General features: G+C 35.1%; 23 protein-coding genes. 18 read left to right on the forward strand and 5 right to left on the reverse strand.

Annotation, left to right across the window (positions count from 1 at the left end):
- Positions 1-4: 4 nt before the first annotated feature.
- The 15 genes from ACYQ0N_RS04695 (at position 5) to ACYQ0N_RS04765 (ending at position 16,835) form a co-directional block, all read left to right on the forward strand.
- On the forward strand, positions 5-1,807 hold the full coding sequence (locus tag ACYQ0N_RS04695) for an ABC transporter ATP-binding protein (RefSeq protein WP_460161994.1): 1,803 nt from the start codon (positions 5-7) through the stop codon (positions 1,805-1,807).
- 32 nt (positions 1,808-1,839) lie between these two features.
- On the forward strand, positions 1,840-3,294 hold the full coding sequence (locus ACYQ0N_RS04700; protein WP_460161995.1) for a S8 family serine peptidase: 1,455 nt from the start codon (positions 1,840-1,842) through the stop codon (positions 3,292-3,294).
- Between the two features lie 12 nt (positions 3,295-3,306).
- Positions 3,307-4,722, forward strand: a complete 1,416-nt coding sequence (ccpM, locus tag ACYQ0N_RS04705; RefSeq protein WP_460161996.1) for a Cys-rich peptide radical SAM maturase CcpM — start codon at positions 3,307-3,309, stop codon at positions 4,720-4,722.
- Between the two features lie 15 nt (positions 4,723-4,737).
- Complete coding sequence (locus ACYQ0N_RS04710; RefSeq protein WP_460161997.1) at positions 4,738-5,865, forward strand: TIGR04066 family peptide maturation system protein; 1,128 nt, start codon at positions 4,738-4,740, stop codon at positions 5,863-5,865.
- A gap of 9 nt (positions 5,866-5,874) precedes the next feature.
- Positions 5,875-6,171: a hypothetical protein gene (locus ACYQ0N_RS04715; protein WP_177532484.1), complete on the forward strand. Its 297-nt coding sequence runs from the start codon at positions 5,875-5,877 to the stop codon at positions 6,169-6,171.
- Between the two features lie 103 nt (positions 6,172-6,274).
- Positions 6,275-6,478, forward strand: a complete 204-nt coding sequence (locus tag ACYQ0N_RS04720) for a CLI_3235 family bacteriocin precursor (protein WP_460161998.1) — start codon at positions 6,275-6,277, stop codon at positions 6,476-6,478.
- A gap of 305 nt (positions 6,479-6,783) precedes the next feature.
- Positions 6,784-8,181: an ABC transporter substrate-binding protein gene (locus ACYQ0N_RS04725; protein WP_460161999.1), complete on the forward strand. Its 1,398-nt coding sequence runs from the start codon at positions 6,784-6,786 to the stop codon at positions 8,179-8,181.
- Positions 8,174-9,061, forward strand: a complete 888-nt coding sequence (locus ACYQ0N_RS04730) for a carbohydrate ABC transporter permease (RefSeq protein ID WP_177532481.1) — start codon at positions 8,174-8,176, stop codon at positions 9,059-9,061. The genes ACYQ0N_RS04725 and ACYQ0N_RS04730 overlap by 8 nt, the downstream gene beginning before the upstream one ends.
- A 103-nt stretch (positions 9,062-9,164) precedes the next feature.
- Complete coding sequence (locus ACYQ0N_RS04735; RefSeq protein ID WP_460162000.1) at positions 9,165-9,914, forward strand: carbohydrate ABC transporter permease; 750 nt, start codon at positions 9,165-9,167, stop codon at positions 9,912-9,914.
- A 22-nt stretch (positions 9,915-9,936) separates the two neighbouring features.
- Positions 9,937-11,004 (forward strand): efflux RND transporter periplasmic adaptor subunit, encoded by a 1,068-nt coding sequence (locus tag ACYQ0N_RS04740; RefSeq protein WP_177532479.1) that lies wholly within the window; start codon positions 9,937-9,939, stop codon positions 11,002-11,004.
- Positions 11,001-12,164, forward strand: coding sequence for an ABC transporter permease (locus tag ACYQ0N_RS04745; protein ID WP_460162001.1), 1,164 nt, complete (start codon positions 11,001-11,003; stop codon positions 12,162-12,164). The genes ACYQ0N_RS04740 and ACYQ0N_RS04745 overlap by 4 nt, the downstream gene beginning before the upstream one ends.
- A gap of 29 nt (positions 12,165-12,193) precedes the next feature.
- A complete protein-coding gene (locus tag ACYQ0N_RS04750; protein WP_460162002.1) occupies positions 12,194-13,777 on the forward strand; it encodes a glycosyltransferase family 4 protein in 1,584 nt (527 codons plus the stop codon).
- A 5-nt stretch (positions 13,778-13,782) separates the two neighbouring features.
- The gene (locus ACYQ0N_RS04755) at positions 13,783-14,769 is read left to right on the forward strand and encodes a glycosyltransferase family A protein (RefSeq protein ID WP_460162003.1); all 987 of its coding nucleotides are present in this window, start codon (positions 13,783-13,785) and stop codon (positions 14,767-14,769) included.
- Between the two features lie 35 nt (positions 14,770-14,804).
- Positions 14,805-15,749: an isoaspartyl peptidase/L-asparaginase gene (locus tag ACYQ0N_RS04760; RefSeq protein ID WP_460162004.1), complete on the forward strand. Its 945-nt coding sequence runs from the start codon at positions 14,805-14,807 to the stop codon at positions 15,747-15,749.
- Between the two features lie 6 nt (positions 15,750-15,755).
- Entirely contained in the window at positions 15,756-16,835 is a 1,080-nt protein-coding gene (locus ACYQ0N_RS04765; protein WP_460162005.1) for a hypothetical protein, read from the forward strand.
- A gap of 40 nt (positions 16,836-16,875) precedes the next feature.
- Here the strand turns inward: ACYQ0N_RS04765 and hemZ are convergent, their stop codons facing one another.
- Together hemZ and ACYQ0N_RS04775 are read right to left on the reverse strand one after the other, a co-directional pair.
- Complete coding sequence (hemZ, locus tag ACYQ0N_RS04770) at positions 16,876-18,324, reverse strand: coproporphyrinogen dehydrogenase HemZ (protein ID WP_460162006.1); 1,449 nt, start codon at positions 18,322-18,324, stop codon at positions 16,876-16,878.
- Positions 18,308-18,949, reverse strand: a complete 642-nt coding sequence (locus tag ACYQ0N_RS04775) for an MBL fold metallo-hydrolase (RefSeq protein WP_177532472.1) — start codon at positions 18,947-18,949, stop codon at positions 18,308-18,310. Before ACYQ0N_RS04775 ends, hemZ begins: the two co-directional genes overlap by 17 nt.
- A 323-nt stretch (positions 18,950-19,272) precedes the next feature.
- Here ACYQ0N_RS04775 and rbr point away from each other — a divergent pair, with 323 nt between their 5' ends.
- Complete coding sequence (gene rbr, locus ACYQ0N_RS04780; RefSeq protein ID WP_460162007.1) at positions 19,273-19,875, forward strand: rubrerythrin; 603 nt, start codon at positions 19,273-19,275, stop codon at positions 19,873-19,875.
- A gap of 17 nt (positions 19,876-19,892) precedes the next feature.
- Entirely contained in the window at positions 19,893-21,155 is a 1,263-nt protein-coding gene (eno, locus tag ACYQ0N_RS04785) for a phosphopyruvate hydratase (RefSeq protein WP_460162008.1), read from the forward strand.
- A 43-nt stretch (positions 21,156-21,198) separates the two neighbouring features.
- Here eno and ACYQ0N_RS04790 read toward each other — a convergent pair whose 3' ends face one another.
- From ACYQ0N_RS04790 to ACYQ0N_RS04800, 3 genes are all read right to left on the reverse strand, one after another.
- Positions 21,199-21,552, reverse strand: a complete 354-nt coding sequence (locus ACYQ0N_RS04790) for a sigma-70 family RNA polymerase sigma factor (RefSeq protein WP_177532469.1) — start codon at positions 21,550-21,552, stop codon at positions 21,199-21,201.
- A 7-nt stretch (positions 21,553-21,559) separates the two neighbouring features.
- The gene (locus tag ACYQ0N_RS04795) at positions 21,560-23,266 is read right to left on the reverse strand and encodes a recombinase family protein (RefSeq protein WP_177532468.1); all 1,707 of its coding nucleotides are present in this window, start codon (positions 23,264-23,266) and stop codon (positions 21,560-21,562) included.
- Between the two features lie 190 nt (positions 23,267-23,456).
- Entirely contained in the window at positions 23,457-23,795 is a 339-nt protein-coding gene (locus ACYQ0N_RS04800; RefSeq protein WP_177532467.1) for a helix-turn-helix domain-containing protein, read from the reverse strand.
- Positions 23,796-23,940: 145 nt separating this feature from the next.
- On the opposite strand from ACYQ0N_RS04800, the gene ACYQ0N_RS04805 reads away from it, so the two are divergent.
- Positions 23,941-25,041, forward strand: a complete 1,101-nt coding sequence (locus ACYQ0N_RS04805; RefSeq protein WP_177532466.1) for a restriction endonuclease — start codon at positions 23,941-23,943, stop codon at positions 25,039-25,041.
- The last annotated feature ends 223 nt before the right edge of the window (positions 25,042-25,264 follow it).

Genomic DNA, 25,264 nt, shown 5'->3' on the forward strand with positions numbered 1-25,264 from the left:
TAATATGAAAAAACTGTTCGAAAAGATCAAAGCCTTCCTTGATATAATATTTTTCAGTCTAAAGCTGACTGTGCAGGCCTCTCCGAAATATTTTAGCTTTTATATATTGCTGAGCGTATTTGTCATTATTCTTCCTTTTGCCGTTATTTATGTTTCGAGTCTATTGATTGATCTGCTGGCAGGCGTCTCTGAGAACAGCGTAAGGCATGAGATGATCAAATCTTTAGCCGTTTTGATAGTCTCGCTTTTATTTCTTAATGTTATGAGTAAAACGGTTGAATCCATAAAGCTTTATTTAGAAGGATTATATAATGAAGTAATAACTATAAAAATCAAACATCAGATAATGGAAAAGGCGGCAGGTATAGACTTATATTGCTTTGATTCTCATGAATTTTATGATGAAATGAATGACGCCAGCAATAATAGTACGTTTATAATTCAGATATCATTTCAGGTGCTGGACTTTATTCGTTATTTTGTACAGTTTTGTATCGCCTTTGCAAGTCTGTTATTCTGGAATTATATTTTGCCGTTTTTTTTAGTAATATCGGTTATTCCAAGTATTTTAATGAAGAATAAGCAGTTAGAGTCTGTTTATAGCTTTCAAAGAGAGCATATGAAGGATGAGCGTAAAATTTATTATATTATGAATATGGCCTTGAGCAGGGAATATGCCAAGGACATCAGGATTTATAACTTGTTTCCGTTGCTTAGCTCAAAAATTATGAACACATGGAATCATTTATATAGATCCAAAAAAAAGATAACAAAAAAATATACTAAAATTCTGGTTGCCGCAGATATATTGCCGGAGATGACAACAATAATAATATTGTTTTTACTTGGGCTTTCTGTTATTGAAGGAAGCGGGACAATCGGAGATTTCAACTATTATCAGGGAATAATAGGGCAGGTTATTGCCGGCTTATATATGATTATTTATAATTATGGTCAGATATATGACGGAAAGATCCGTATTAATAATTATTTGAATTTCATTCATTTTGAAAATAAAGTCAGGGACGAAGGAAAAATTATTTTAAATAAATCCGATTTTGAAATTGAATTCAGGAATGTCAGCTTTAAATATAAAGAGAATTCTAATTTTACTCTTGAAAATCTTAATTTTAAGTTAAACTGTAATCAAAAAATAGCTTTAGTAGGAGTAAACGGAAGCGGAAAAACGTCGATTATTAAATTACTGCTGAGATTCTACGACCCGAATGAGGGTGTAATCTTAGTTGATAATAAGGACATACGCGAATATACGGTTGAAAGCTTGAGAAAATGCTTTAGTCCAATGTTTCAGGATTATTGCAATTATGCTTTTACAGTTCGGGAAAATGTTTCTTTATCCGATTATAATGAATTTGAAAATGAAGAAAAAATTAAGTATGCGCTGGATAAAAGCGGTGCAAAAGGGTTTGTTGATAATTTTCCCGACAAAATCAATACGTATTTAACTCGCCAGTATGAGGACGGAGAAGAATTATCCGGAGGTCAATGGCAGAAAATTGCGTTATCAAGAACATTTTTCAGGGATACGGTTATGTACATATTGGACGAACCGTCTTCGGCGCTGGACGCGGAAGCTGAAGATGAATTGTTCCGGCAATTCGAGGATTTGTATAAAAACAAGGGAGCTATTCTGATTTCACACAGGCTTTCCAATGTAAAGAGCGCCGATAAGATAATTGTTATAGATAACGGAAAAGTTATAGAGCAGGGAACTCATAAAGAATTAATGTCTTTAAATAAAAAGTATGCTCATATGTATAAGCTACAGGCTAAGAAGTATGAATAAGCCGGAATTTAAACAGGGGAGAGCGTGTGTTTATGCTGAAAGCCGCTATTATAGACGACGGAATCGACGCGTCTCAGTTTAAAAATGTAAAGTCATGGGTTATAAAAAAGGATTTGTCAATAGAAAACGAAAATATAATTTCCGTTAAAGATAATCATGCATGCACATGCCTGAAAATAATACAGAAATATTGTGATATGAGCGACGTTTTCTGGCACAGTATAAAAATACTTAACGATGATACAAAACGGGGTAATATAAGGCAGTTTATTGAAGCCTTGAGCTTATGCGAACAGCTTGAAGTAAAAATTATACATTTAAGTATCGGATCCCGTTCATATAGCGATTTTAATTTAATTGAAAAATCCATAGAGGCATTGCGCGATAAAGGGACGATTATTATAGCGGCCGCATGCAATGAGGGAACGGTAGCTTATCCGGCCTGTATGAACGGTGTTATTGGCGTAAAATGCGATTTTTCCGCTACAGACCAGCAGTATTTATATAATTGTAATACTTTAGATAACATATCATTCAGCGCTTCGGCCAGGCATATACTTCGCGACAGGGGAAAGCTCAGATTATCTTTGCAGTCAAACAGCTATGCAGCGCCGCTTATTACGTCAAAAGCGTTATCCTTATTAACCCGAAGGCCTTACGCCTCTTTTGAGGAGGTTTATTTATATTTGGTCCGCAATGCGTACAATTACAGCGAAAGCATGCATGTCGTTTATTTTAATCCAAGGTCGTGCGCTGAAAGGATTCTGCTCAACATAATCTGTGAAAATACAGATAACCGCTATTCAATGCAGAAGCTTAAATTGAAGTTCAGTCAATATAATATTCATAGTAAAAGCTTTTTAAATGAATTGGATTCGTTGGATCTCAGCGTTTATAATGAAATAATTGTTAGCTTTTCATGCGCTGAGGCTGAAGAAAAAAATATACTGACATATTTATTATACAGATATAAATCGAAAATTATTGTTTATCATAATAATTCTGAATTTGAGTATATTCCATCGGAAAAAAAAGACCTTGACCGTCTTTGGATATATAAGGATAAATTAACCTGCGGAACTTATTTTAACTGCGGTCAGGAGATAACAATTCCCATTATCGGAGTATTTTATCGTAATTTAATTGAATTAACAGAACTTGTAGATAAAATAAAATCCGGTTTTGTTTCTGACGGTTATCATTGTGAAGTCTTTGCAGATTTTTCGCAGGCAGAATTGATAGGATTAAATGTTATTCCAGAAAATAATATAAAGGAATATATATACGAATGCATTTGTTTTTATGATTGCGATGTTGCTGTTGTGGGATTCAGAGATAATGACAAAATGAAAAAACTAAACGATTTTGATGTGATTGTATATCCGCAGGACGGTAATTGGGTTTTGATTGATGAAAATAGTTTTATCGCTGACAACGGCAGTAAAACAGATGATGTTTATAAAAAAATTAAATCAATAATAGAATAGGAGAATAATGCAATGAATAAGCCGTTTGTACATATGCTTACGACGCCGTTAAACAAATATGCTTTTGATGTGAATACTAATCAGCTTATACAGGTAGGGGATAAGCTTTACGAATATCTGCTGAATCTTGAGAAGGAATCTGATTCAGAGTATGCCGAACCGGATAGTGATATTAAAAAACAGATGGAAATGTTGTCTTCTCAGGGATATCTTTCATGCAATCGTCCTAAAAGAATGAAGCATAATCAAAGCGATCTTATCGAATATCATTTAAATGACAATATAGCTCAGATAATATTGCAGGTAACTCAGCAATGCAATTTCAGATGTGCATATTGTCCGTATACTCTCGCAGAGTTTGATTCGCAGAGAGGACATACTTCTAAAACTATGACATTGAGCACGGCGAAAGCGGCCGTGGACTTTTTCGCTGAACATTCCTCCAATCAGAATGATGTTTGCATCGGCTTTTACGGAGGAGAGCCTCTGCTTGAATTTGATCTTATAAAGCAGATAGTCGACTATTCTGAAAAGGTATTTTTAGGAAAAAATCTGACATATACGATTACGACAAATGGTTCGCTGTTTACAACGGATAATATACGGTTTTTAAATGATCATGCATTCGGAATTTTAATTAGCCTTGACGGTCCGCCGGAAATTCATAACAGATCCAGAAAATTCGCCGCAACCGGAAAAGGAACGTTTTCCGTAATTGAGAAAAACTTGAAAATGATTAAGGAACAATGCCCTGCTTTATTGGATAAAATCATGTTTAACGTTGTTGTTGATCCAAGATATTCCTGTAATAAATTGCATGAAATGTTTTCAGAGAATGAAATGTTTTCCGGTCTGAATATACAATCGACTTTAATTGATGATTTCTTTTCTATAGAAAAGGTTGTTCCGGATGAGGTTTATGTTATTGAGCAGGCGATAAATGAATTTAAAACATATGAAATGGAATTAGGGAAATATCCAAAGGAAAAAATATCAAATGTAGCGTATTATGATTTTTACACTAATAATGAAAAAAACAGAAAAGCTATGCGTCCGGAAAAAATTCTGTTTGAAGAAATGTCTCATTATGGACCTTGTATTCCGGGACAGAGACGGCTTTTCATTGACGTAAACGGGGGCTTCTATCCGTGTGAAAGAGTAAGCGAAACCTCGGACGCAATGAATATAGGCAATGTGCGGGACGGCTTTGATTTTGAAAAGGCGAGAAGTCTGTTGAATATTTCTCAGTTGACGGAAAAACAATGTAAGAATTGTTTTGCACTGCGTCATTGTAACTTGTGCGCTAAATATTGCGACAATAACGGAGAATTATCATCAGAGCTTAAGCTTTCGAATTGCAAGAATGTACGTTTTGCCGCGGAAGACACATTCAAGAATTATCTGATGTTTAAAGAATTAAAGCAATAGAGGGGGCAGCGAGCTATGGAAATAAAGAGAATCGGAATTTATCCGTTTAACGACGAATGCATGGTTTTTCCTGAATATTCGAATCTTTTAAATTCTGAATACAGGATTTGCGAGGCCGCTTCATTAAACGGCTGGGGATTTGTTGGTAAAAATATAAAATTGGAATCTGATAATTATCAGATTAAGGCGTCGCCTGCACTATTCAATAATAAAATAGATATTTTGTTTGTACCGGAGTTTGACGCGTCAGAATCAGTTGAGGAATTTATAGTTAATGAAATAATAGGTATGGCGCCTGAGGTAAGTGAAATTATGTGTGCCGCTAATTTGTCTGAAGCGGGCGTAAATAAGATAAGACAAGCTTGCGGCGATCAAAATTTAAACTGCAAATTTCTAAAACTTGCTGAAAAGGCTTTGTCGGATGACATTACAGCCATTTATAATGATGGTCGAAAAAATTTAGAAAAGATAGACGTTCCTATAATAGTAATAGCAGGATTATGGGAAAATACAGATAAATTTAAAACGTCTCTTGTTTTAAGAAATAAACTTCTCAAGGAAGGCTACAGAGTATCGCAGATCGGTTCAAGAAATTACTGCGAATTATTCGGATTTCACTCATTTCCGGGCTTTATGACTGATTCTAAGATTTCGGAAATCGATAAACCTTTAATGTTGAACAGATATGTAAAAAAAATAGCCGACAGCGAAGAGTCTGATGTAATAATTATAGGAATACCCGGTTCAATTCAATCGTTTAATGAAAAGTATACAAATCGTTTCGGAATTTTACCGTACATAACGTTTCAGGCTTTATCGGTTGATTTTCTTATAATGTGTACGTTCTATGAATATTCGTCGGTTAAATTTCTTGATGAAATTTCGCAACTATGTAAATATAGGTTCAGTTGCTGTGCAGACGCTTATCATATGTCTAATTTATATATTGATTTAGCGGAAACTGAAGAAAAAAATAAGGTTATTACAAACAGAATTCCGAGAAATATTATAAATAAAACTCTTAAAGACAATTACGGCGAAAGCAAAATACCGGTTTTTAATTTATATGAGGATTGTGACGTTGACAGGCTGTTTGATTTGATATTAAATAAGTTATCCGGCGATGTAAAAATTATGGTATGAGGTATTGATATGATAAAGGAGAAGATAAAAAATATTGATTTGAAGGATAAAATAGTCGGAGATATTTTTGATATTTTAGACGCAAAGTTTAATATACATTTGGACAGAGCGTCAAGGAACATATTGGACAAAAATTTATTCGGAAATGATATAAGACTTGTTTCAAGGGATATGGTATATTTAGTATATCTGCTTGAACAGAAATATGGAATAACTTTTAATGACAGCGATATGGACGATACAGCGTTTTACACTGTAAACGGTATTTCGGATATAATCTGTGATCGGCTATATTTTGATTTATAATCAGAATATAGAAAATTAATTTAGCTGCTAAGATTGGTACATATCGTATTGCAATCTTTGCATATAAAGGGCCCTTATTTTATTTATGAGAGGAGGTCAAAAAATGAGAAAGCTGAATAAAATTAATTCTGGCAGACTTGATACAATTGAAGCTTACGCTTGCGTTTGCTCATGCAATTGTGCAAATGCTTGCAGCGGCTGTGGATGCGCCGTTTCATCAGCAAAAACTTCAACGAGTAATTCCCTTAACAATAGTCAGAAATCCAGCGCTGATTCAAGCGGCAGATCAAATGGTTACAGAAAGTAATTTTATGTAACGTACAAGAACTGAAAGCGCATTGAAAAATGCGCTTTCAGTAAAATTTATTTGAACGGATTTTAACAATACTAAATGAGAATGTTGTTAATATAATAATTAAATAGAACGTTATAAAAGGTATATTTATAATGTGGCTTTTATAATATTTTATTAAGGTCTTATTATGGATTTAAGATATTTGAAATTATTCTGCATTCAGGGCAATATTTTCAGCATTCAGGGAAAAAATATTGAAAAATCAGGTAAAATCAATTATACTTAAAATATAATTATAAATAGGATGGTATTATATTATGAAAAAATTAATTTTTAGAAAAAATAAAGTTACTTCATTTTTATCCTGCTTTATCGGTTTAACTATTATGACAGGCGTATTTTCTGCATGTTCGTCGTCAAACGACAGCAATAAAGAATCTGCGCAGGATAAAACAAGCAAGCTTGTTCTTTACGGAGGTCCTTTCGGAAATAGTGCGCTTAAGGCAGCTGTTAAAATATTTCAGTCAAAGTATCCTGAGGTTGATGTTGAATATAAAGAATTTGGAGAGTTAGGCGATTCTGAAGCGCAGACCAATTATCTTGAAGCTTTGAAGTATGATTTATCTTCCGGAAACGGTCCTGACCTGATTTTTGGACGTAATTTTGAATTTGACGATATTTACAGTATGATGGACAGCGGTACTTTTGCAGATATAAATACGTATCTTGAAAATGACGAGGAATTTAAAAGCGATTTATATAACGAGGTTGTAATGAACTCAGGATTATATAACGAAAAACGTTATTATATCCCCATATCATATGATGTTTTATCTCTGGTTTCAACACAGGAGGCTTTGGAGCATGCCGGATTCAAACTTGACAGTAATTCGGATTTCAGCGGTTTCTCTTCACAGATGAGCGAATTTATATCAAAGAATACAAATTCTTCAGACGAGCTTTTATTCAGTACTTATCAGCTTGGTATGATGGCATTTTCACCATGGAGCGGCGTAGACGCCATTGATTATGAAAAGAAAAAAATATTGACCGATTCGGAAGAATTTAAAGCGTCAATGGAATTATATAAAACTTATTATAAAATGGATAATCGCGGCGAGGAATATCTTACTGCGTCAACAGGAGACGGAGCCAAGCTAATCAGAAATAATAAAGCGCTCTTTTATTATGATGCATCAAGTGTGGGCAGTGTTTTAGAAACTTATTCTGCGCTTTTGGATGATCAGACTCCTGTTTTATACAACTTTCCGTCGTCCGATAACAAGACTGTAGCAGAGCCTGAATATATTGCCGCTATCCGCAACGGAAGTCCTAATCAGGCAAATGCTTATGAGCTTATAAAAATTTTGTTGTCTGAAGAATATCAGACTAAACATGCAATAAATTATGTGGATAATTTCAATTTAAACGTTCCGGTTTTAAAATCCGCATTAAAAGCAGGAATAGAAAAATGGCTGAATGATCAAGTCGGAGGAGGAACTCCTGACGGCAGCATTAAATTTGCCGCTTTGTCAGACGAGGAAATACAGTTATTTGTTGATACATTTGGAGATATTGATAATTGTACTATGCCTAGTTACAAGGTTCGCAACTTTATCGCGGAAACTATGGAGCCTTATTTTAAGGGTGAAAAAGCCTATGATGAGTGCTTAAAAAATCTGAATAATAAATTGGAGCTTTATATCAATGAGTAAAGGGTTTGTTCCAAAATCAAAATTATTAAAAAGGGACGCTTTGACAGGATTTTTATTTTCTTTGCCTTCAATTATCGGAATGCTTGTTTTTTTTCTTATACCGTTTGTCATCTGTATTATTTTATCGTTGACCGACAGCATAAGCAGCATGAAGTTTGTGGGAATTGATAATTATGTGGATATAATTTCAAGTCGGACGTTCAGGCTGGCAGTGTGGAATACATTTAAATTTATTATAGTTGCCGTGCCGTTAATTATGATTTTTTCATTAACTATTGCAATGCTTCTTTATCAAAAGCTTGCAGGCTTTGAATTTTTCCGTTCGATTTTTGTTTTTCCGTTGGTTCTGCCTGTTTCTTCTGTTATATTGTTCTTCCAGTTGGTATTTGCGGAAAATGGATTTGCAAACGATTTTTTGTCGTTATTAGGATTACCGGTTAAAAACTGGTTGGATTCTTCCTATTCGTTTGTCGTTTTAGTTATATTATATATTTGGAAAAATTGCGGTTATAATATTATTCTTTTTCTTGCCGCACTAAATTCTATACCAAAGGTGTATTATGAAGCAGCGGAAATGGATACGGAAAGCAGAATTAGCAAATTAAGATATATAACGCTGCCTATGATTAGACCTTATCTGTTTTTTATTTTGGTAATTTCAATTATCAATACCTTTAAGTCGTTTAAGGAAGCATATATATTATGCGGAAATTACCCCAATGAAAATATCTATATGATACAGCACTTTATGAATAATAACTTCCAGAATTTAAATTATACTCGCTTATCTGTCGGAGCAATTTTGATTTTTGCTATTATTTTTATTTTTATATTTATTTTATTGAAATTCAGAAAAAACGGAGATGTTGAATATGATTAAAAAATTCAAAAAATTATATTTCAAAATATTATCATACATAATACTTCTCATATTATCCTTAATAGTGCTTTTGCCGGTAATTTTTATGGTTTGCGGCTCCTTTATGGGAAAGTCAGAAATATTAAACAGTTACGGTAATACTATTTCTTCCTCAGGCTCAGAGAATTATTTTCATATAATACCCGAACAGGCGACGTTGAAGGGGTATTTAGACGTGTTTTTGCTGGATCCGGCGTATTTAATGAAATTCTGGGTTTCAATTATGATCTCTGTCGCTATTGTAATTGGTCAGGTAGTTATATCGTGTTTCAGCGGTTATGGTCTTGCTAAATTTAATTTTCCGTTTAAAAATGTCGTTTTTTACTTTGTAATAATACTGATGATGCTTCCGGTTCAGGTTACATTGGTTCCTAATTATCTGATATTCAATAAATTAGGTCTGATAAACTCCTATCTTTCAGTAATACTTCCCGGGGTTTTCGGTACTTTCGGAGTATTTCTGATTACTCAGGTGTTTTCATCAATTCCCAATGATCTGATAGAGGCTGCTAAAATCGACGGCGCCAATCATTTTCAAATACTTATGAAAATAATAATACCTTGTTCAAAAACAGGGATTGCTTCACTGGTTATTTTAAGCTTTATTGATTCCTGGAATATGATAGAGCAGCCTTTGGCGTTTATTAAGGATTATCTGAAATATCCGATGTCGATATTTCTTTCGAGAATTAATGAAACCAGATTGGATATAGCCTTTGTATGCGGGGTTTTAGCTATTATTCCGGTTTTTATTTTGTTTTTATTTTTAAAGGACGCTATGATCAAAGGCGTGGAATACTCAAATATGAAATAGCTTTAAATAAGAGGTGAATCAGATGAAACAAAATTTAAATAAGAAAATATTGATACGTATATCTTTTATAGTCTTATTTCTGCTGATATTATGCACATTTCTTTCAAAGACAATTTATAATCTTTCTCTGCCTTATGTTGAAGCGGCAAGTCCGGAATGGGCAGAGCTTCCTATCAGTTCAAGCTCGGAAGGTCAAGTAGTAATAAATAATACTCAGGAAATCAGCTATAATTCATCGTTAAAAATATTATCCGTAAATGTTAAGGAAAACGATTATGTAAAAAAGGGCGACGTTTTATTTGAGGTAGATACAAAGGAATTCGAAATTAGTATAAAAAAAATGGAATTAAATATTAGTCAGCTTAACGACAGCCTTTCCGAATGGCTTTCTGAAAAGGATCGGTCTAAGCTTAATACTGAATTGGAAATAGCTGAACAGGAGCTGGAGCTTTATAAGGAGCAGGTGCCCTATGACGGATGTATATACGCGCAGAAGGACGGCGCTATTTCTAAAATATCTGTTGTTCAGGGAGATGTTACAAAGGAAGGCGATGTTCTTGCGGTGCTTTCTGGCAAGGAAATGTCGGTTATATTTTCATTAAGTGAAACGGACGGCGTATTATGCGAAATCGGGGACGAAGTTAATCTGACCTATACCAATACTGTAATTAATAACGGCAGTCCTACTACTGAAGAAAAACACGATAGTTCATTTGTTACTAAAAAAGAATACGATACTGAAAAGGGAGAGTTCATGTTTTATGCCGACCTTCCTGAAGGCGAAAATAGTTTTTATGAGGGGCAGAAGATCAAGGTTGATTTTATAGTTTCTTCAGATTCATATGATAATATTATTACACTTAATGCCATATCGGAGGATGAGCAGGGAAATACGGTAGTATTTGTTCTTAAGCAGCGCGACGGCTTATTCGGTAAGGAATATTATGCTGAGAGAGTTACCGTAGACCAATTAGCCAAAAATAATATTAACGCTGCAATAGAAGGGGACGATATCAATTCTTATGCAAAAATTGTAGTTTCCTCCTCAAAAGCGTTGACTTCCGGTGAGACTGTGAGGATAGTACAGTGAAGGGTTTGTACGGTTCAAAAATAGGAACAATTTTTAGATTATTAATACTTGTTTTATTTTTGATATTATGCTTTTTTATAAAACGAAACGTAGAATTAATGCTGCCGGAGGCTGTTGAATACGCGGTTTTAGATAATTCAAATGCAATAAGCTTTTCCGAGGCGGACGAAGCGGCATGCGCCGACGGCGATTTAACTGTGAATGTTTTATCGCGTACAACTGGCGCCGCATCAACAAGTAATAATACGGGTTTATCCGAAAAGGTCAATATAGTTTATACTGATGATAAATTTCCGACGGTTCATAATATAAAAATATTGAAGGGAAGCTTTTTTTCAATAGACAGTCCGTTAAATATTTCTGATAAAATTGTAATCAGCGATAATCTTGCCAATTTATTATTTAAAAGCTATGATGTGATAGGTAATGAAATTATTATATCCGGGCATAAAAAAATTATTTCCGGTATTTATATTGCGGAAAATAAAATTTTCAGCGAATTGTCTTCAAACGGTCAGGAAACTGTTTTCGTTCCATTCTACGGACAATCGGATTCAGCCGGCTTATCAGGCGTTGAAAGAATTTATTTTAAAGGAATAAATGGAGAAATTAGTAATAGGGATATTCGGGAATTTGATGTGCTTATCGGTGAAAAGTTAAAGTATTATCAAAAAACAGATTTGTATGCCTCTAAAATTTTGTTAAAGCAAATGATAGATATAATGTTTCTGATAGCAGGGGCTATTGTTATTTTTAAATTAATATTAATATTTATCAGGAACTTTGAAGGTGTTTTTTATGGTGCAAAAAATAAGAATTTTAGTTTGAAATCCATAAATTTAAAATATAATATACTTATTTGCTTGGCGTGTATTTTTCTTATAATAATTATATTTGCATGTTGCATATTTAAACCGTATATTCCGGACGGATTTCTTCCGGAGCATGACCGGATTTTAGATATCAAGTATTATTTTGATTATATAATAAGTTCCATTCAAAGCGTTAAATTATTGGAAAGATGGAGTTATTATCAGACCTTAATAATTGTATTTTATTTGTTTATGACGATTTCAGTTTCTATTACTATTATTTTATTTGTTAAATTTATCAAAGCGCTTGATAGACGCTTAAAGCATGCGATAAAAAATTTATTATGATATTGGAAGTATATTGTTGAGGTAAATATATGGAATTAAAATCTAACGAACCTGTTGTAGGAATTATTTTCGATAAAAGAGGAGATCCGCCATATATCAGTGTTGGTAAGCTCTGGAATGAAACTATGGGTATAATATCGGAAAAGTTTCAGACTGAAATACTTGAAGTTGATTCGTATAAGGTAGATGACGATGAAAAATATCGTAAATTTATTGATAAAATAGACGTTTTAATGACACTGTCTCCATATTATTCTATAAATAGGTATGTAAAAGAATTTCCGCTGGTAGCATACGGTCTTGGATCTATGCAAAAGGGCGGTCACTGGTTATATGATAATCGGAACAGCTTCAGAAGCTATGATTCCATTATACTTAACTGTACCTCATGCCAGAATATATTTAATAAATTAGTAGTAAATAATAGTATTAAAAGCAGCCTGGCGCCTTTTGGCGTTGATACGTCGGCGTTCTATCCAATATCAAATAAAAGTGGACTCAGGAATAAATATAATATTCCTCAAAACGCGTTTATTATGCTGTATTGCGGAAGAATTAATTTACAGAAGAATGTGCCTTTGCTGATAAGTCTGCTTAGAGATATGGAAAAGAAATATAAAAATTTATATCTTATGATTATCGGTTCATTTGACGATTTTTATATTCCTGAATTTTCATATAAATCTGCGCCGGATGTAAAAAAAGAATTTTATGACTTGCTGACCAGATATGATTTAACGTCTAAAATTATAATGTTTGAAAACCAAAGCGATACGGAAACTTATGCAGAATTAATAAATACGGCGGATATTGGGATTAATCTTACTACTTTAATAAGTGAAAATTTCGGATATACGCCGGTTGAAATGCAGGCGTGCGGATTACCGGTTGTCGGAGCGGATTGGGGAGGCTTGAAGGATACCGTTATAGACGGATGCAGCGGCTATAAAATTCAGACGGTTTTAAGCAGGTACGGTCCCAGGATAAATATAGAACAGGCTAAAGACAGAATCGAAAAACTAATAAACGATAAATCCCGTCTTGAGCTCATGAAAGAAAAAGCAAGAAAAAATGCAGAAAAAAATTATTCTTTAGATTTATTTTCAAAAAATTTACAAAATATTATTTCCGAAACTTATGAACGGTTTAATACAGAATCGAATAAAAGCAATCTGCAATTACAGGTAAACCCAATAGTCAGGGATATGTCCGCAGCTATTCGTAAATCCATAGGAAATGATAGACACATTAGCTGGGAGCATCTTCACCCTAATCTGGATATTAATCATTATTATTTATTTGCGGGAGAATGTGTGTCAGCTAAAGCGGAGCAACTGTTATGGAATCAGAAAAGCGCAGTATCAAAAGCATTTGACTGGGAAATAATCGACGGGAGATTATTTTCAAATGATCCCCGCTGGAATCAGTCTTTTGAATTGGAAAATATGAGCTTGAGCGATGAAGAAATAAATATTTTGAAATTGTTGGAGAACGGTCTAACTGTTCAAGATTTATTTTTAGTCTGTAATGGAAAAACTGACGATATTTATTCCTTGCTTGAAGGTCTGACTGTAAAGGGCTTAATTATGCCTTTTAATAATAAAGGAATCTAAGAATTATGAAAACCAAAGAAACCGCCGCTTTTATAGTTCCGCATTATAATGACGGAAAGGATATTGAGCTTGATTGGCTGATAAAGGCTTTAGATAGTATAAAAAAACAGACGGATAAAGATTGGATCATTATTCTTGTAGATGACGCGTCGTCTTCTCAGAAAGCTATAAATTTACTAAAACAGATCGGCAGTGAATTTTTGGGGAAGATGGAATTGGTATTTCTTACTGAAAATAAAGGCCCCGGTCATGCTCGAAACGTTGCAATTCGAAAAGCGTATCAATTAGGCTGTCCTTTTGTACTATATCTGGATCAAGATGATATATGCCATCCTCAAAGACTGGAAGTAACAAGAAGAATTTTTTATGATAAGCCTGATATAAACGTAGTATACAGTACATTTCAAGTTATTGATGAAAACGATCATTTGATTCCTAAGGATAAGATTATTCCGTCTATAAGGGAAATACTGGATCAGCATGAAAAAAACCCTCCACAAGGTAAAAATGTTTGGATTAAGATAGCAACAGAAACGGGATATGTTAATCTTACATCTGCTACAAGCGTGAGAACCAACGTAGCTTATAAATATCCTTTTCCGGCAGAAAGAGTATCGGAGGACTATTACACTTGGTTGATTTATTCTGCCAGCGGTTCACAATATTTATATTCATCACTGATACCTTCAAAATATAGAATACCATACAGTAAAGACGGTTCAAGATCCAGGGAAATGCTTGGAGGTCAGCATACGTTTAATATTGTAAAAAGCGTTATAGATACGAGAGGTCTGCTGGAATCATTAAAATTAGCCGCTGCTACAGGTGAATTTACAGCGGAAGAGTTAAATTATATAAAAATAAAATTTTTATTAAAAAAGTCTAAATCAATGTTAATTGACGGAGAAAAAGAAATTGCAAAGGATTTTTATCGGAGAGCCGAGGAGGTTAACAAGGAACTAACTTATCGGCTTAAAAATTCCATATTTTAAAAGGCTTTTTTAATTAATTCAGAAAGGAATAGATTGTGGCTATCTTATTAACAAATTCCGTGGCAGCGTCCGGTCTTGATGTAACTATAGAAATGTTAAAGCATAATCATTCGTCTTTAGACGCAATAGAATCCGGTATTCGTTTAGTTGAATCTGATCCTGAAGCAGGTTGGGTAGGCTATGGCGGTCATCCAAATCTTCTGGGTGTGGTTGAACTTGACGCCGGAATTATGGACGGTTCTAATCTCAATGCCGGCGCAGTAGGTGCGTTGGCGGGATATAAACATCCTATTTCAGTTGCAAGAAAGGTTATGGAAAGACTTCCTAATGTTTTTCTTGTAGGACGCGGGGCAGCAAGATTTGCAATGGACTGTCAGATGGAATCAGGCGTAAACCTATCTGACGAGGCTCAAAAATGCTGGAAGGAATGGCTAAGAAATAACCTTACAGAACAGGAATCGGTTTTATGGCCGGATATATCCTTGATAAGACTTGCCGGAGCGACTGCAAATAATAAAACTGCAAAAGGTACGACAGTTTTTTTGTCAAGGGATAACGACGGTAATTTCAGCGCAGGATCCAGCACAAGTGGTTGGAGCTTTAAATATCCCGGAAGATTAGGTGATTCGGCAGTGATTGGATCAGGTATTTATGCCGATAACAGATACGGAGCAGCAGCTTGTACCGGAATGGGAGAATTAACCTTGAGATCTAATACGGCAAGATCGGTTATTTTATATTTAAAAATGAATATGTCGTTAGAGGAGGCCTGCCAAGAGGCCTTGAACGATTTGCGGTCAGTTAAGGCGGATTACAGGGGAGGTGTGACCATTTATGCCTTGGATGCGCAGGGAAATAAATGCGTATTGTCTGTAAAAGCGCTTGAAGAAGGGCTTCCGGAATGTGATACTTATTACTGGTATTGGGACGATAATTTGGAAAAGCCGGAAAAGATAAGCGCTTTAATGGAAAAATGGTGATTGAATATGAATATTGTGAATAACTGGTTGAATAAGCATTATTATTTTAATAACGACGGTAAACCTGATGAAATAGCTGATTCCTTGGGCGATTGCATGATACAGTGCGCTTATGTTATACTTAAAAACAAATATTGCTTAAATTCGGATTTTTATAAATGCTTTTTAAATGAAACTACAATAAAACTATGCGTTTCTGAAAGCGATAATATAGAAATGTTTGAAACTATTGAGAATGTTTTTGATAAAGAAATATTCTCATTATATGGATTTGAAAAAATAAATGAAAAGGCTGTCGATAAAATAAGTGAAATTTTAAAAGCCGGAGATATACCGGCAGTTGCAACGGTTGTGGAAAAATTGCGTTTTTCTGTATTTTATGATGAAAATTACAAACAAAACCGTATTAGAACCCGCCATGTTTTTATAATCGTTGGAGAAGATTCAGAAAATTTTTATTTCATAGATAATCCGGGGGTAATTTCATATAAAAATTATCTCGGATTATGCGATAATAAAGAAATAGGAATTATTTCAAAAAAAGATTTTTATGTCTCTGTAAAAGGCTGTTGCGATTTATTTACATTTAACTTTGATTTGGAAAAAATAAACTACTTCATTAACAATCCTTTAAATGCTTTGATTGATTCATATAAAAATTATCATTTACAAAATAAAGTTAAGGACGGAGTCGAATGTTATTATGGCAAGCAAGCGATGTTAAAGCTTTTGGATTTATTTGAACTGGGAAATATACGCTTGGATCAAATGGCGCCGTCAAAAGACAGGGATATGATAACTTATTTTAATTGGAAGATTTGGAACATTAGGGGAAGACGAAAATTACTGAAGAAGTTTGTATATGACAGTAATAACGGCGAATATAGGGAAACGCTATTAAATTCCCTAAATGATTCTATATTAAAATGGGACTTACTTGATAAGGCCTTATACAGAGATTTTCTTAAGGGTAATCGTATTGCCGGTAATCAATATACATTCATTATTCGTGAAATTATTGATTGCGAGGATAAAATTAATTATCTTTTAAATAAATATTTACATAGTATAGAACAAACGGTTTAAATATGCAATATAAAAAAAGTACGGCGTATGCCGTGCTTTTTTATATTAACTCATAAATAATTTGTTTTTTTCGCATAAGATCGTCAAAACGGTTAATGTATTCATATGGAAATTTATAATTGTGTATTCTTGTGATTTTTCCGTTTGGCTGGACGATCTTGGTTGACGCCGCGCAGCCTGCGCCCAATATAGTTTGGGTTTCATCCATAATAAAAATATTATATAAGCTTTCTCTTCCTTTTTTGGCAAACCCTATATTTTCAAGATTTTCAACAGTATTTTTCTGACGGTATAAATAATATGGCAGATATCCGTTTTCAGGAAGTATGCGGATACTTTCGTTTACCATTTCAGAAGCCGGGGCAGTCAGATAATTTTCGATATCATCTTCATATATTTTAGCAGACCGTTTTATTGTCAGAGTATGAACTGTAATACTTTCAGGATTTAAGTCAATAATACGATCAAGAGTTTGATGGTAGCTTTCAGCAGTATCGGAAGGCAGACCGGCTATCAGATCCATATTTATATTGTTAAAGCCCTCCTCCCTTGCGGATAAGAACGCGCGTACCGTATCCTCGGCAGTATGATTTCTTCCGATAATTCTGAGAACATTATTATTCATCGTCTGTGGATTTACGGATATTCTGTCCGCTCCGGAAGATTTTATAACCCGAAGCTTTTCTTGGGTTATCGTATCGGCTCTTCCTGCTTCAACATTATATTCCCTGACATTTGATATATCAATATAATCTGAAATTGTTTTCATTATCATTTTTAGCTGCTCTGCTGATATTGACGTCGGTGTTCCGCCGCCTATATAAACGGTATCTACTATTAAATTCAAGTCGTTAATTATTTTTCCTGTTATTTTTATTTCGCGGCACAGAAAGCTTATATACTCAGGAATAAGCTTATATGCGCTGTTCATTGAATGGGATACAAATGAGCAATAGCTGCATCTGGTAGGACAAAAGGGAATTGATATATAAAGACTGATTGTTTTTTTAGAGTATTTATTTATAAGAGGTATCTGATTTAATGCGGTGCTGTATGCTAATTGTAGTCTGTTGTCTGATACCATATATTTAGATTTTAAAAAATCAAAAGCTTCTTGTCTGGTTTTCCCGCTTGCTATAAGATCAGCCATTTTCTTTACAGGGCGTATACCTGTAAGTAATCCCCATGGAGGGGTTATGCCGGTCAGCGATTGAAGGCATAGGTATACCAAACGGCAGATTTCATGCTCGGCAAGCTGTTTGTCAACGATTTTGTTCGGAAAGCGAGCGGACATTCTTTTTATGCTTCCGTTCAGACGGCAATATACATAAAGATAAGTATTATGCCATCCTTTTTTCAGGCGCGTCATTATAATGTCCCCGTCTGCGTCGGTAATATCATAATGAAATGTAAATCGTGACGGGATAAAAAGCTTTACTGTCGCTTCCGTTTCATATTTAAAGTCGTTTCCGCTAAATAAGATCTTCATATGGATTTTCCTTCAGATACGGATTATTTCTTTTTTCAAAAGAAAGCGTTGTCGTTTCATTATGTCCCGGACAAACGTTGAGGTCTTCTTTTATTTCAGCAAGTCTTAAAAGGGATTTATGCATTTCAGAAGGATTACCGCCCGGAAAATCTGTTCTTCCCATTGAAAGCGCAAATAAAGTATCTCCTGTAAAAATATAGTCGTTACAAAGATAACACACGCTTCCTTTGGTATGTCCCGGCGTTTCTATGACTTTGAATTTAAGTTCGTCAAGTATTATTTCTGAACCTTCTGAAATCTCTTTGTATTCTGTAATCGGCTTGAAAGACTCGTTGCTTATAAAATCTGCAAGGCTGTCCATACGGCTTGAAAGCATATGGGAGTCATTGCCGCTTATAAATATCTCGGCTCCCGAATCTATAGCAGCGTCGGCTGTTCCTCCGAAATGGTCGTAATGACCATGAGTAAGAAGTATTTTTTTTAGTTTTAAGCCGTTTGTTTCAAGATAGTCTTTGATTTTATCATAATCTCCGCCGATATCTATTGCCGCTGCATTTTTATTTTTGGTTTCTATGATGTAGCAGTTTGTTGAAAGAGGTCCAAGAATAAATCGCTGAACTTTCATAATTAATCTCCAGTCTGCCGCCGAATTATTATAAGCTAAATATAAAAAAACAAACCCCGCGGCGGCGGATAGGGTTTTTGTAATACTTGCAGTAATATACCTTAATTTTATCAGTTTTATATTTAATTTGTAAAAACAGTATAACATGAATTTTATTATGATGTCAATAAAACTGCTGTATAAATTTAGTATAAACGGAAAATAATATTAATAAGCGTTTCCGATTTATTCATTAACATAAAACGGAAACATAAAAAATAAAACCTCGCTGCGCCGCTGCGATGTTTTAAATTTTAAAGATATAGCGGCAGAAGGAGATTAATATGAATAATAATTTATCTGAAAGTCAGACAAAAATTAACCTTTTAAGAGCGTTTGCCGGGGAAAGCCAGGCCAGAAACAGATATACTTTTGCGGCTTCGCAGGCAAAAAAAGAAAATCTGCCCGTTATAGAAATGGTATTTAAATTCACTGCGGATCAGGAAAAGGAGCATGCTAAGGTATTTTACGACTTTTTAAAGGATATGTCGGGTCAGAACATTAAGATTGACGGAAGCTATCCTGTGGACATTTACGGCACAACTCTGGAATTGCTTCGGGCTTCTCAGCATAATGAATTTGAGGAATTTGAACCCGTTTATCCGGATTTCGGTAAAATAGCCAATCAGGAGGGTTTTAACCAGATAGGCTTGAAATTTAAAGAAATTGCAAAGATTGAAAAGATTCACGGCGAACGCTTTGGAATGTTTGCAGATTGGCTTGAGCAGGGAAAGCTGTTTATATCTGATGTAGAGGAAGAATGGATGTGTCTTAACTGCGGATATGTTCATAAGAGCACTGAGGCTCCTAAGGTTTGTCCGGTATGCAATCATAAGCAGGGCTACTTTATAAGGCTTTCATTAGCTCCTTTTACGAATAAATTATAATAAAAAGAGGATACAGTATGGCTATTAAAATTGAAAAGGTAAGAGGATATGAAATTCTCGATTCAAGAGGAAATCCGACTGTCAAGGCGGAAGTTCTGCTTTCGGACGGAAGCGTCGGAATAGCAAGCGTTCCTTCCGGAGCGTCAACCGGAATAAACGAGGCCGCAGAGCTGCGCGATGGGGAAGAAGGCAGATACTGCGGCAAGGGCGTTACAGAGGCAGTAAAGAATATCAATATAGAAATATGCAAGGCAGCAGCTTCGTCTAATACTATAGATCAGAGCAGAATTGACAGTATGCTTATTAATCTTGACGGTACTGATAATAAAAGCAGGCTGGGGGCAAATGCAATACTGGCGGTTTCTCTTGCGCTGGCAAAGGCCTCCGCGTCGCATTACAGGCTGCCGCTTTATAAATATATCGGCGGTATATCGGCAGATATTATGCCTATACCTATGATGAATATTTTAAACGGCGGAGCGCATGCCGCTAATAACATTGATATTCAGGAATTTATGATAATGCCTGTAGGAGCCCCTACCTTTGCAGAAGCGCTTAGAATGGGTACTGAGGTTTATCATTCATTGAAATCGGTTTTAAAGAAAAAGGGACTGGCGACTGCTGTCGGAGATGAAGGCGGGTTTGCGCCGGATTTATCATCTGAGGAGGAAGCAATCGAATGTATTATTGAAGCGGTTGAAAAGGCCGGCTATAATACCGATAAGATAAAAATTGCACTCGACGCAGCAAGCAGCGAGTGGTATAAGGACGGAAAATATTATCTTCCTAAAAGAGGAGCGACCTTTGAAACAGACGAATTGATTGATTACTGGGATAAGCTTGTTGAGAAGTATCCGATCATTTCAATTGAAGATCCCCTGGGCGAAGAAGATTGGAGCGGCTGGACTGAGATAACGTCTGTACTCGGCAAGAAGATACAGTTGGTAGGCGATGATCTTTTTGTTACTAATACGCGTCATCTTGAACGCGGTATCAGAGAAAACGCTGCTAACGCAATTCTGATAAAGCTTAATCAGATCGGAACTCTGACCGAAACGCTTGACGCTATAAAAATGGCGCGTTCAGCCGGTTACAGAGCAATAATATCACATCGTTCCGGAGAGACGGAGGATACGTCAATTGCAGATCTCGCCGTAGCAACTAATGCCGGACAAATAAAGACGGGGGCTCCGTGCCGTTCTGACAGAGTAGCAAAATATAACAGACTGCTTAGGATAGGCGCAGAAAACGGTTTGACAAAATATAATAAGATACGGTGATAAAAAAGCTGTCTCATTTATATTGTGAGACAGCTTTTATCAATCAGTATGGATTTTTATCGTACATATTCTTTAGAGTGGTCAAAGCTTTTTTTTCTATGCGGGAAACATATGAGCGTGAAATATTCAATTTATCGGATACTTCCCTCTGCGTTAGCGGATAGCAGCCGTAAAGACCGTAACGAAGCTTGATTACTTCCATTTCCCTTGAATCAAGGCATTGCTCCAAAAATTTATAAAGCTGTCCCGATCTTATAGATAAATCAATTTTTTCGATTATGTCCTCATCGTCTCCAATTATATCGCTTAATGTAAGCTGATTGCCGTCCTTATCTGTTTCAATCGGTTCATCTATGTAAATATCTGACGAGCTTTTCTTCTTTGCACGGAAGTGCATTAGTATTTCATTTGCAACCCTCTCGCAACGGCTCTAAATTATCTTCCTCTGAGAGGTCGATTTCATTCTCATCTGAACCGAAGAAATAGATGTGGACATTTTCACCGTCAAATTCAATTCTGCGGATAATGCTTCTGAGCGCAGTCCGTTTCTGTGCAACGGTCATATTGTCAAGGGAGTTCGCAGCATTGGAGAGCATTTCAGCCATGATTTCAAATTCCGATTCTGAAATATGAGTGGTGTTTGCTAAGTCTGTATATTCCTGAATCTGCTTGTCAAGCAGTTTGATTTTAATAGCAAGTTCATTTATCGTTGCAATGATATAGTCATGAGCTGATGATTGCTCCGACTCTGAAAGAGAATTGATCAGATTGTTGATTTTATTCTCATAGCCTGTTTTGGAGTTTTTCAGATTCTTGATTTTATCCTGATAGGATTCGTCATTGTAGTCAATGCTTTTCAGACCTCGTTTTAGGTTCTTCATGAAGTCGGAAGAATCCTCGGAAAGACGCTTGACTTCTTCACAAACAAGCCTGTCAAGCTCGTTTCCGTTAGGACGTTTCATATTGCATTTCTCCCCATGGCTTTTCTCTTTGCGTTCACATAGATAATCGTAGATTCTCTCACTGTTTTTGTTGGTACGGCTTGATAATTTCGGACGCATAAAGCTTCCACAGTTACCGCAGTAAAGCAGTCCTGATAAAAGAGCCACTTCACTTTTCGGCTTGCGATAGGATTTTGATTTGTTCTGATTCAAAAGTATCTGAGCCTGAACCCAGTCGTTCCCGCTTATAATTCCCTTATGTCTGCCGACTGTGATAACCCATTCTTTCATATCGTTATATTGATTGCTTGTGCCTGAACGCTGATTGGTTTTGTTGTAAACCATCATTCCATGAATACCGTCAAACTCAGATTTATCACAATACATATCCAAATCAGCTGATTGAAAGTAATTCCATGCCTGTTCGTCAGCTATCATGTAGACGGGATTAAATAATATTCCTTTTATTGTATATCTTGAAAAATCATTACCATTTTTGGTTTTTATATCATTTTGTAAAGTATAGGTTTCAACCTTAGTAAGCGATTGAAATTCAAGATACTTATTGAAAATAAGCTTAATAATTTCTGCTTCTTCTTCCACAATTTCAAGCTTATGAACTTTTCTCTTAGTACCGTCCGAGCGTGTTTTACTTTCTGTTTCCACGCTTCTATAGCCTGTAGGAACATTACCTCCAAGCCAGCGTCCGTCCTTGGCAAGATAGAGCATATTGTCACGGATACGCTCAGCAATGGTTTCGCGTTCAAGCTGTGCAAATACCATTGTCATTTGCAGCATGGCTCTGCCTGTTGCCGTATGAGTTTCGTATTTGTCGTTGATAGAAACAAAGTTGACGTTCAGCTTTTCCAGTTCTTCGGTCAGTTTGAGGAAATCGGCGATACTTCTGCTGATACGGTCGAGCTTATAGCAGACGATATGGGCAATCTGACGTTCTCTGCAAGCTTTCAGCAGCTTCTGAAACTGAGGTCTGTTTGTATTTCCTCCCGAATATCCCTCGTCCTCAAATATGAGAATGTCGCTTTCTTCAACATTCGGAAACTCTCTGCTTATGTACTCTCTGCACATATCAATCTGACTTTCAATACTTTCGCCCTTGCCTGTGAATTTGGATTTTCTGGAATAAATCGCAGTTTTCCGCATATCTATCATGAAATCATCTCCTTAAAACGTTGCAATGAATTATATATCATTACGGCTTTTACCCTCTAAAACTATTATACCGCAAATTTCGTAAGATTGCAACGACTTTGACGAAATTTCAGAAAAATTTTGAAATTGCAGCAAATTGCTATAAAAATAATGCCCTGTGATGTGTTATAATCATCATAGGGCATTTGATTTAGAATTCATCAATTTTATCAGCTATGGCACGAACTATTGTCATAAATGTTTTAACTTTTCGCTTATCCTTGTTTTGAAGTATGGAATTTATTGTAATAAAAAGATTTTCGTCAGGTGCAATTGAATCGAAAATCAAATAATCCATGCTGACATCTAAAGCTTGAGCAATACGAAATAATGTGTCAATAGACGGTATACGAGTGCCTCTTTCAATGTGACCAATATGAGCGGTTGAGAGTTCACATAGTTCTCCGAGCTGTTCTTGCGTTACATGATGTTCTTTTCGTGCCTGACGAATTCTGATTCCTAGTGCAGTATAGTCAAGTTCTTTTTCCATAGCTTCACTCCTTTATAGTTATTATACAATATTTACAAAAATCCATAAATTTATTTGGAGCATTAAATATTGATTATTAGCATTAAATATGGTATAATTATAAAAGCACTTATAGAGGCGTTATAATTATTTAAGGAGATTTGTTATGGATAATTACTCATCTGCAATTAAAGAGAACGATATAAAGAAAGACGTTAATTTCATAATGCATAGAAATAGCCATTATGGTGAAAGCGCATGGAAACTGCTTGGATTCAGTGAAATTAAGGACAACTGTAAAAGAGATTTTAGTGATATGAATGGATGTTACATATCTATTGGCTGTAAATCTGGAAAGCTTGCAGAAGAAGATATTGATTTTATTAGAAAAAGCAATACGCCGTTTAATGAATTTGAAAATATATTTTCAAATAAAATTGATGCAAATAAACCGCGTTTCAGATATTCACTTTATCGCTTTTTGTTTGAATATAAGAAAAATGATTATCTGATAATTCCCGACAAGAGTTATTTTCACGTTTTTCAAATTGAAGATGAAAAATTACTCACTTGTAAAGACATTGAAAAACAGCTTTTTGATTGCGGAGTAAGCGCTGAGAATGTCGCAAAAGATAACTCCGATTTCAAATTTTTCAAAAAGCTGAAACCAATCAGAATAAATATTTCAAAGAAAGAGTATGCAAAAAGCTATCTTAACTCTGCATTAAAATTCAGAGGAACCGTTTTATACCTGTCGGATAATGCCAAACAAGATGTTATTACAGCATTAATTGCTACTGAGCCGATTTCAATTTATTCGGAACTATTGGAATCTTCCATTGATGCTATTAATAAAAGTCTTTTGTCTTTATCACCTGACAAATTTGAGCAGCTTATTGCATGGTATTTCAGAAAAATAGGCGCAGATTCCGCTAAAGTTCTTCCTAAGAATCCCTATCAAAAACGTGAGTTTGAAGATGCTGACGTTGAAGCAGTATTTGAGAACTTGAAACTAAAAGTGGTTGTCCAAGCAAAGTTTTATAATGGAAAAGCTGATTTAAACTGGGCTTGCGAGCAAATAAAGAGATATGACAACTTACAGAATGATGAGTTTGACTATACTTGTGTACGTTGGGTTATAACTACTGCAAGTATAGCTGAATACAATAAAGACTATTTAGATGATAATATAAGAATCATTGACGGGGCTGAGTTTGCGCAAATGTTGCTTGATGCCGGAATTAAGGATATTGATTCTGCTTTTTAAATAATTATCCAAATAAATTCTATAGCACTTCACTTTAACGTGGAGTGCTTATTTTTATGCTCTTTTACTTGATTATTAACGCTACATCAGGCGAAAAAATCTCAAAAAGTGATAAAAAATAAGTTTTTCGAGATAATGAGATATTTTTTCAGACGGTGCGTATAATTAAATTAGAACCACTTGTACATAACAAATCTAAATTAGATTTGTTCAATATTCTAAA

The sequence above is a fragment of the Ruminococcus sporogenes genome, assembly GCF_054655175.1.

Excerpts from the sequence above, each read along its gene's own strand:
- ACYQ0N_RS04700 (WP_460161995.1), top strand. The coding sequence starts at position 1,840 with ATGCTGAAAGCCGCTATTATAGACGACGGAATCGACGCGTCTCAGTTT.
- ACYQ0N_RS04735 (WP_460162000.1), top strand. The coding sequence starts at position 9,165 with ATGGGAAAGTCAGAAATATTAAACAGTTACGGTAATACTATTTCTTCC.
- ACYQ0N_RS04715 (WP_177532484.1), top strand. The coding sequence starts at position 5,875 with ATGATAAAGGAGAAGATAAAAAATATTGATTTGAAGGATAAAATAGTC.
- rbr (WP_460162007.1), top strand. The coding sequence starts at position 19,273 with ATGAATAATAATTTATCTGAAAGTCAGACAAAAATTAACCTTTTAAGA.
- ACYQ0N_RS04755 (WP_460162003.1), top strand. The coding sequence starts at position 13,783 with ATGAAAACCAAAGAAACCGCCGCTTTTATAGTTCCGCATTATAATGAC.
- ACYQ0N_RS04695 (WP_460161994.1), top strand. The coding sequence starts at position 5 with ATGAAAAAACTGTTCGAAAAGATCAAAGCCTTCCTTGATATAATATTT.
- hemZ (WP_460162006.1), bottom strand. The coding sequence starts at position 18,324 with ATGAAGATCTTATTTAGCGGAAACGACTTTAAATATGAAACGGAAGCG.
- ACYQ0N_RS04800 (WP_177532467.1), bottom strand. The coding sequence starts at position 23,795 with ATGGAAAAAGAACTTGACTATACTGCACTAGGAATCAGAATTCGTCAG.
- ACYQ0N_RS04725 (WP_460161999.1), top strand. The coding sequence starts at position 6,784 with ATGAAAAAATTAATTTTTAGAAAAAATAAAGTTACTTCATTTTTATCC.
- ACYQ0N_RS04720 (WP_460161998.1), top strand. The coding sequence starts at position 6,275 with ATGAGAAAGCTGAATAAAATTAATTCTGGCAGACTTGATACAATTGAA.
- ACYQ0N_RS04750 (WP_460162002.1), top strand. The coding sequence starts at position 12,194 with ATGGAATTAAAATCTAACGAACCTGTTGTAGGAATTATTTTCGATAAA.
- ccpM (WP_460161996.1), top strand. The coding sequence starts at position 3,307 with ATGAATAAGCCGTTTGTACATATGCTTACGACGCCGTTAAACAAATAT.
- ACYQ0N_RS04765 (WP_460162005.1), top strand. The coding sequence starts at position 15,756 with ATGAATATTGTGAATAACTGGTTGAATAAGCATTATTATTTTAATAAC.
- ACYQ0N_RS04805 (WP_177532466.1), top strand. The coding sequence starts at position 23,941 with ATGGATAATTACTCATCTGCAATTAAAGAGAACGATATAAAGAAAGAC.
- eno (WP_460162008.1), top strand. The coding sequence starts at position 19,893 with ATGGCTATTAAAATTGAAAAGGTAAGAGGATATGAAATTCTCGATTCA.
- ACYQ0N_RS04775 (WP_177532472.1), bottom strand. The coding sequence starts at position 18,949 with ATGAAAGTTCAGCGATTTATTCTTGGACCTCTTTCAACAAACTGCTAC.
- ACYQ0N_RS04740 (WP_177532479.1), top strand. The coding sequence starts at position 9,937 with ATGAAACAAAATTTAAATAAGAAAATATTGATACGTATATCTTTTATA.
- ACYQ0N_RS04710 (WP_460161997.1), top strand. The coding sequence starts at position 4,738 with ATGGAAATAAAGAGAATCGGAATTTATCCGTTTAACGACGAATGCATG.
- ACYQ0N_RS04790 (WP_177532469.1), bottom strand. The coding sequence starts at position 21,552 with ATGCACTTCCGTGCAAAGAAGAAAAGCTCGTCAGATATTTACATAGAT.
- ACYQ0N_RS04795 (WP_177532468.1), bottom strand. The coding sequence starts at position 23,266 with ATGATAGATATGCGGAAAACTGCGATTTATTCCAGAAAATCCAAATTC.
- ACYQ0N_RS04730 (WP_177532481.1), top strand. The coding sequence starts at position 8,174 with ATGAGTAAAGGGTTTGTTCCAAAATCAAAATTATTAAAAAGGGACGCT.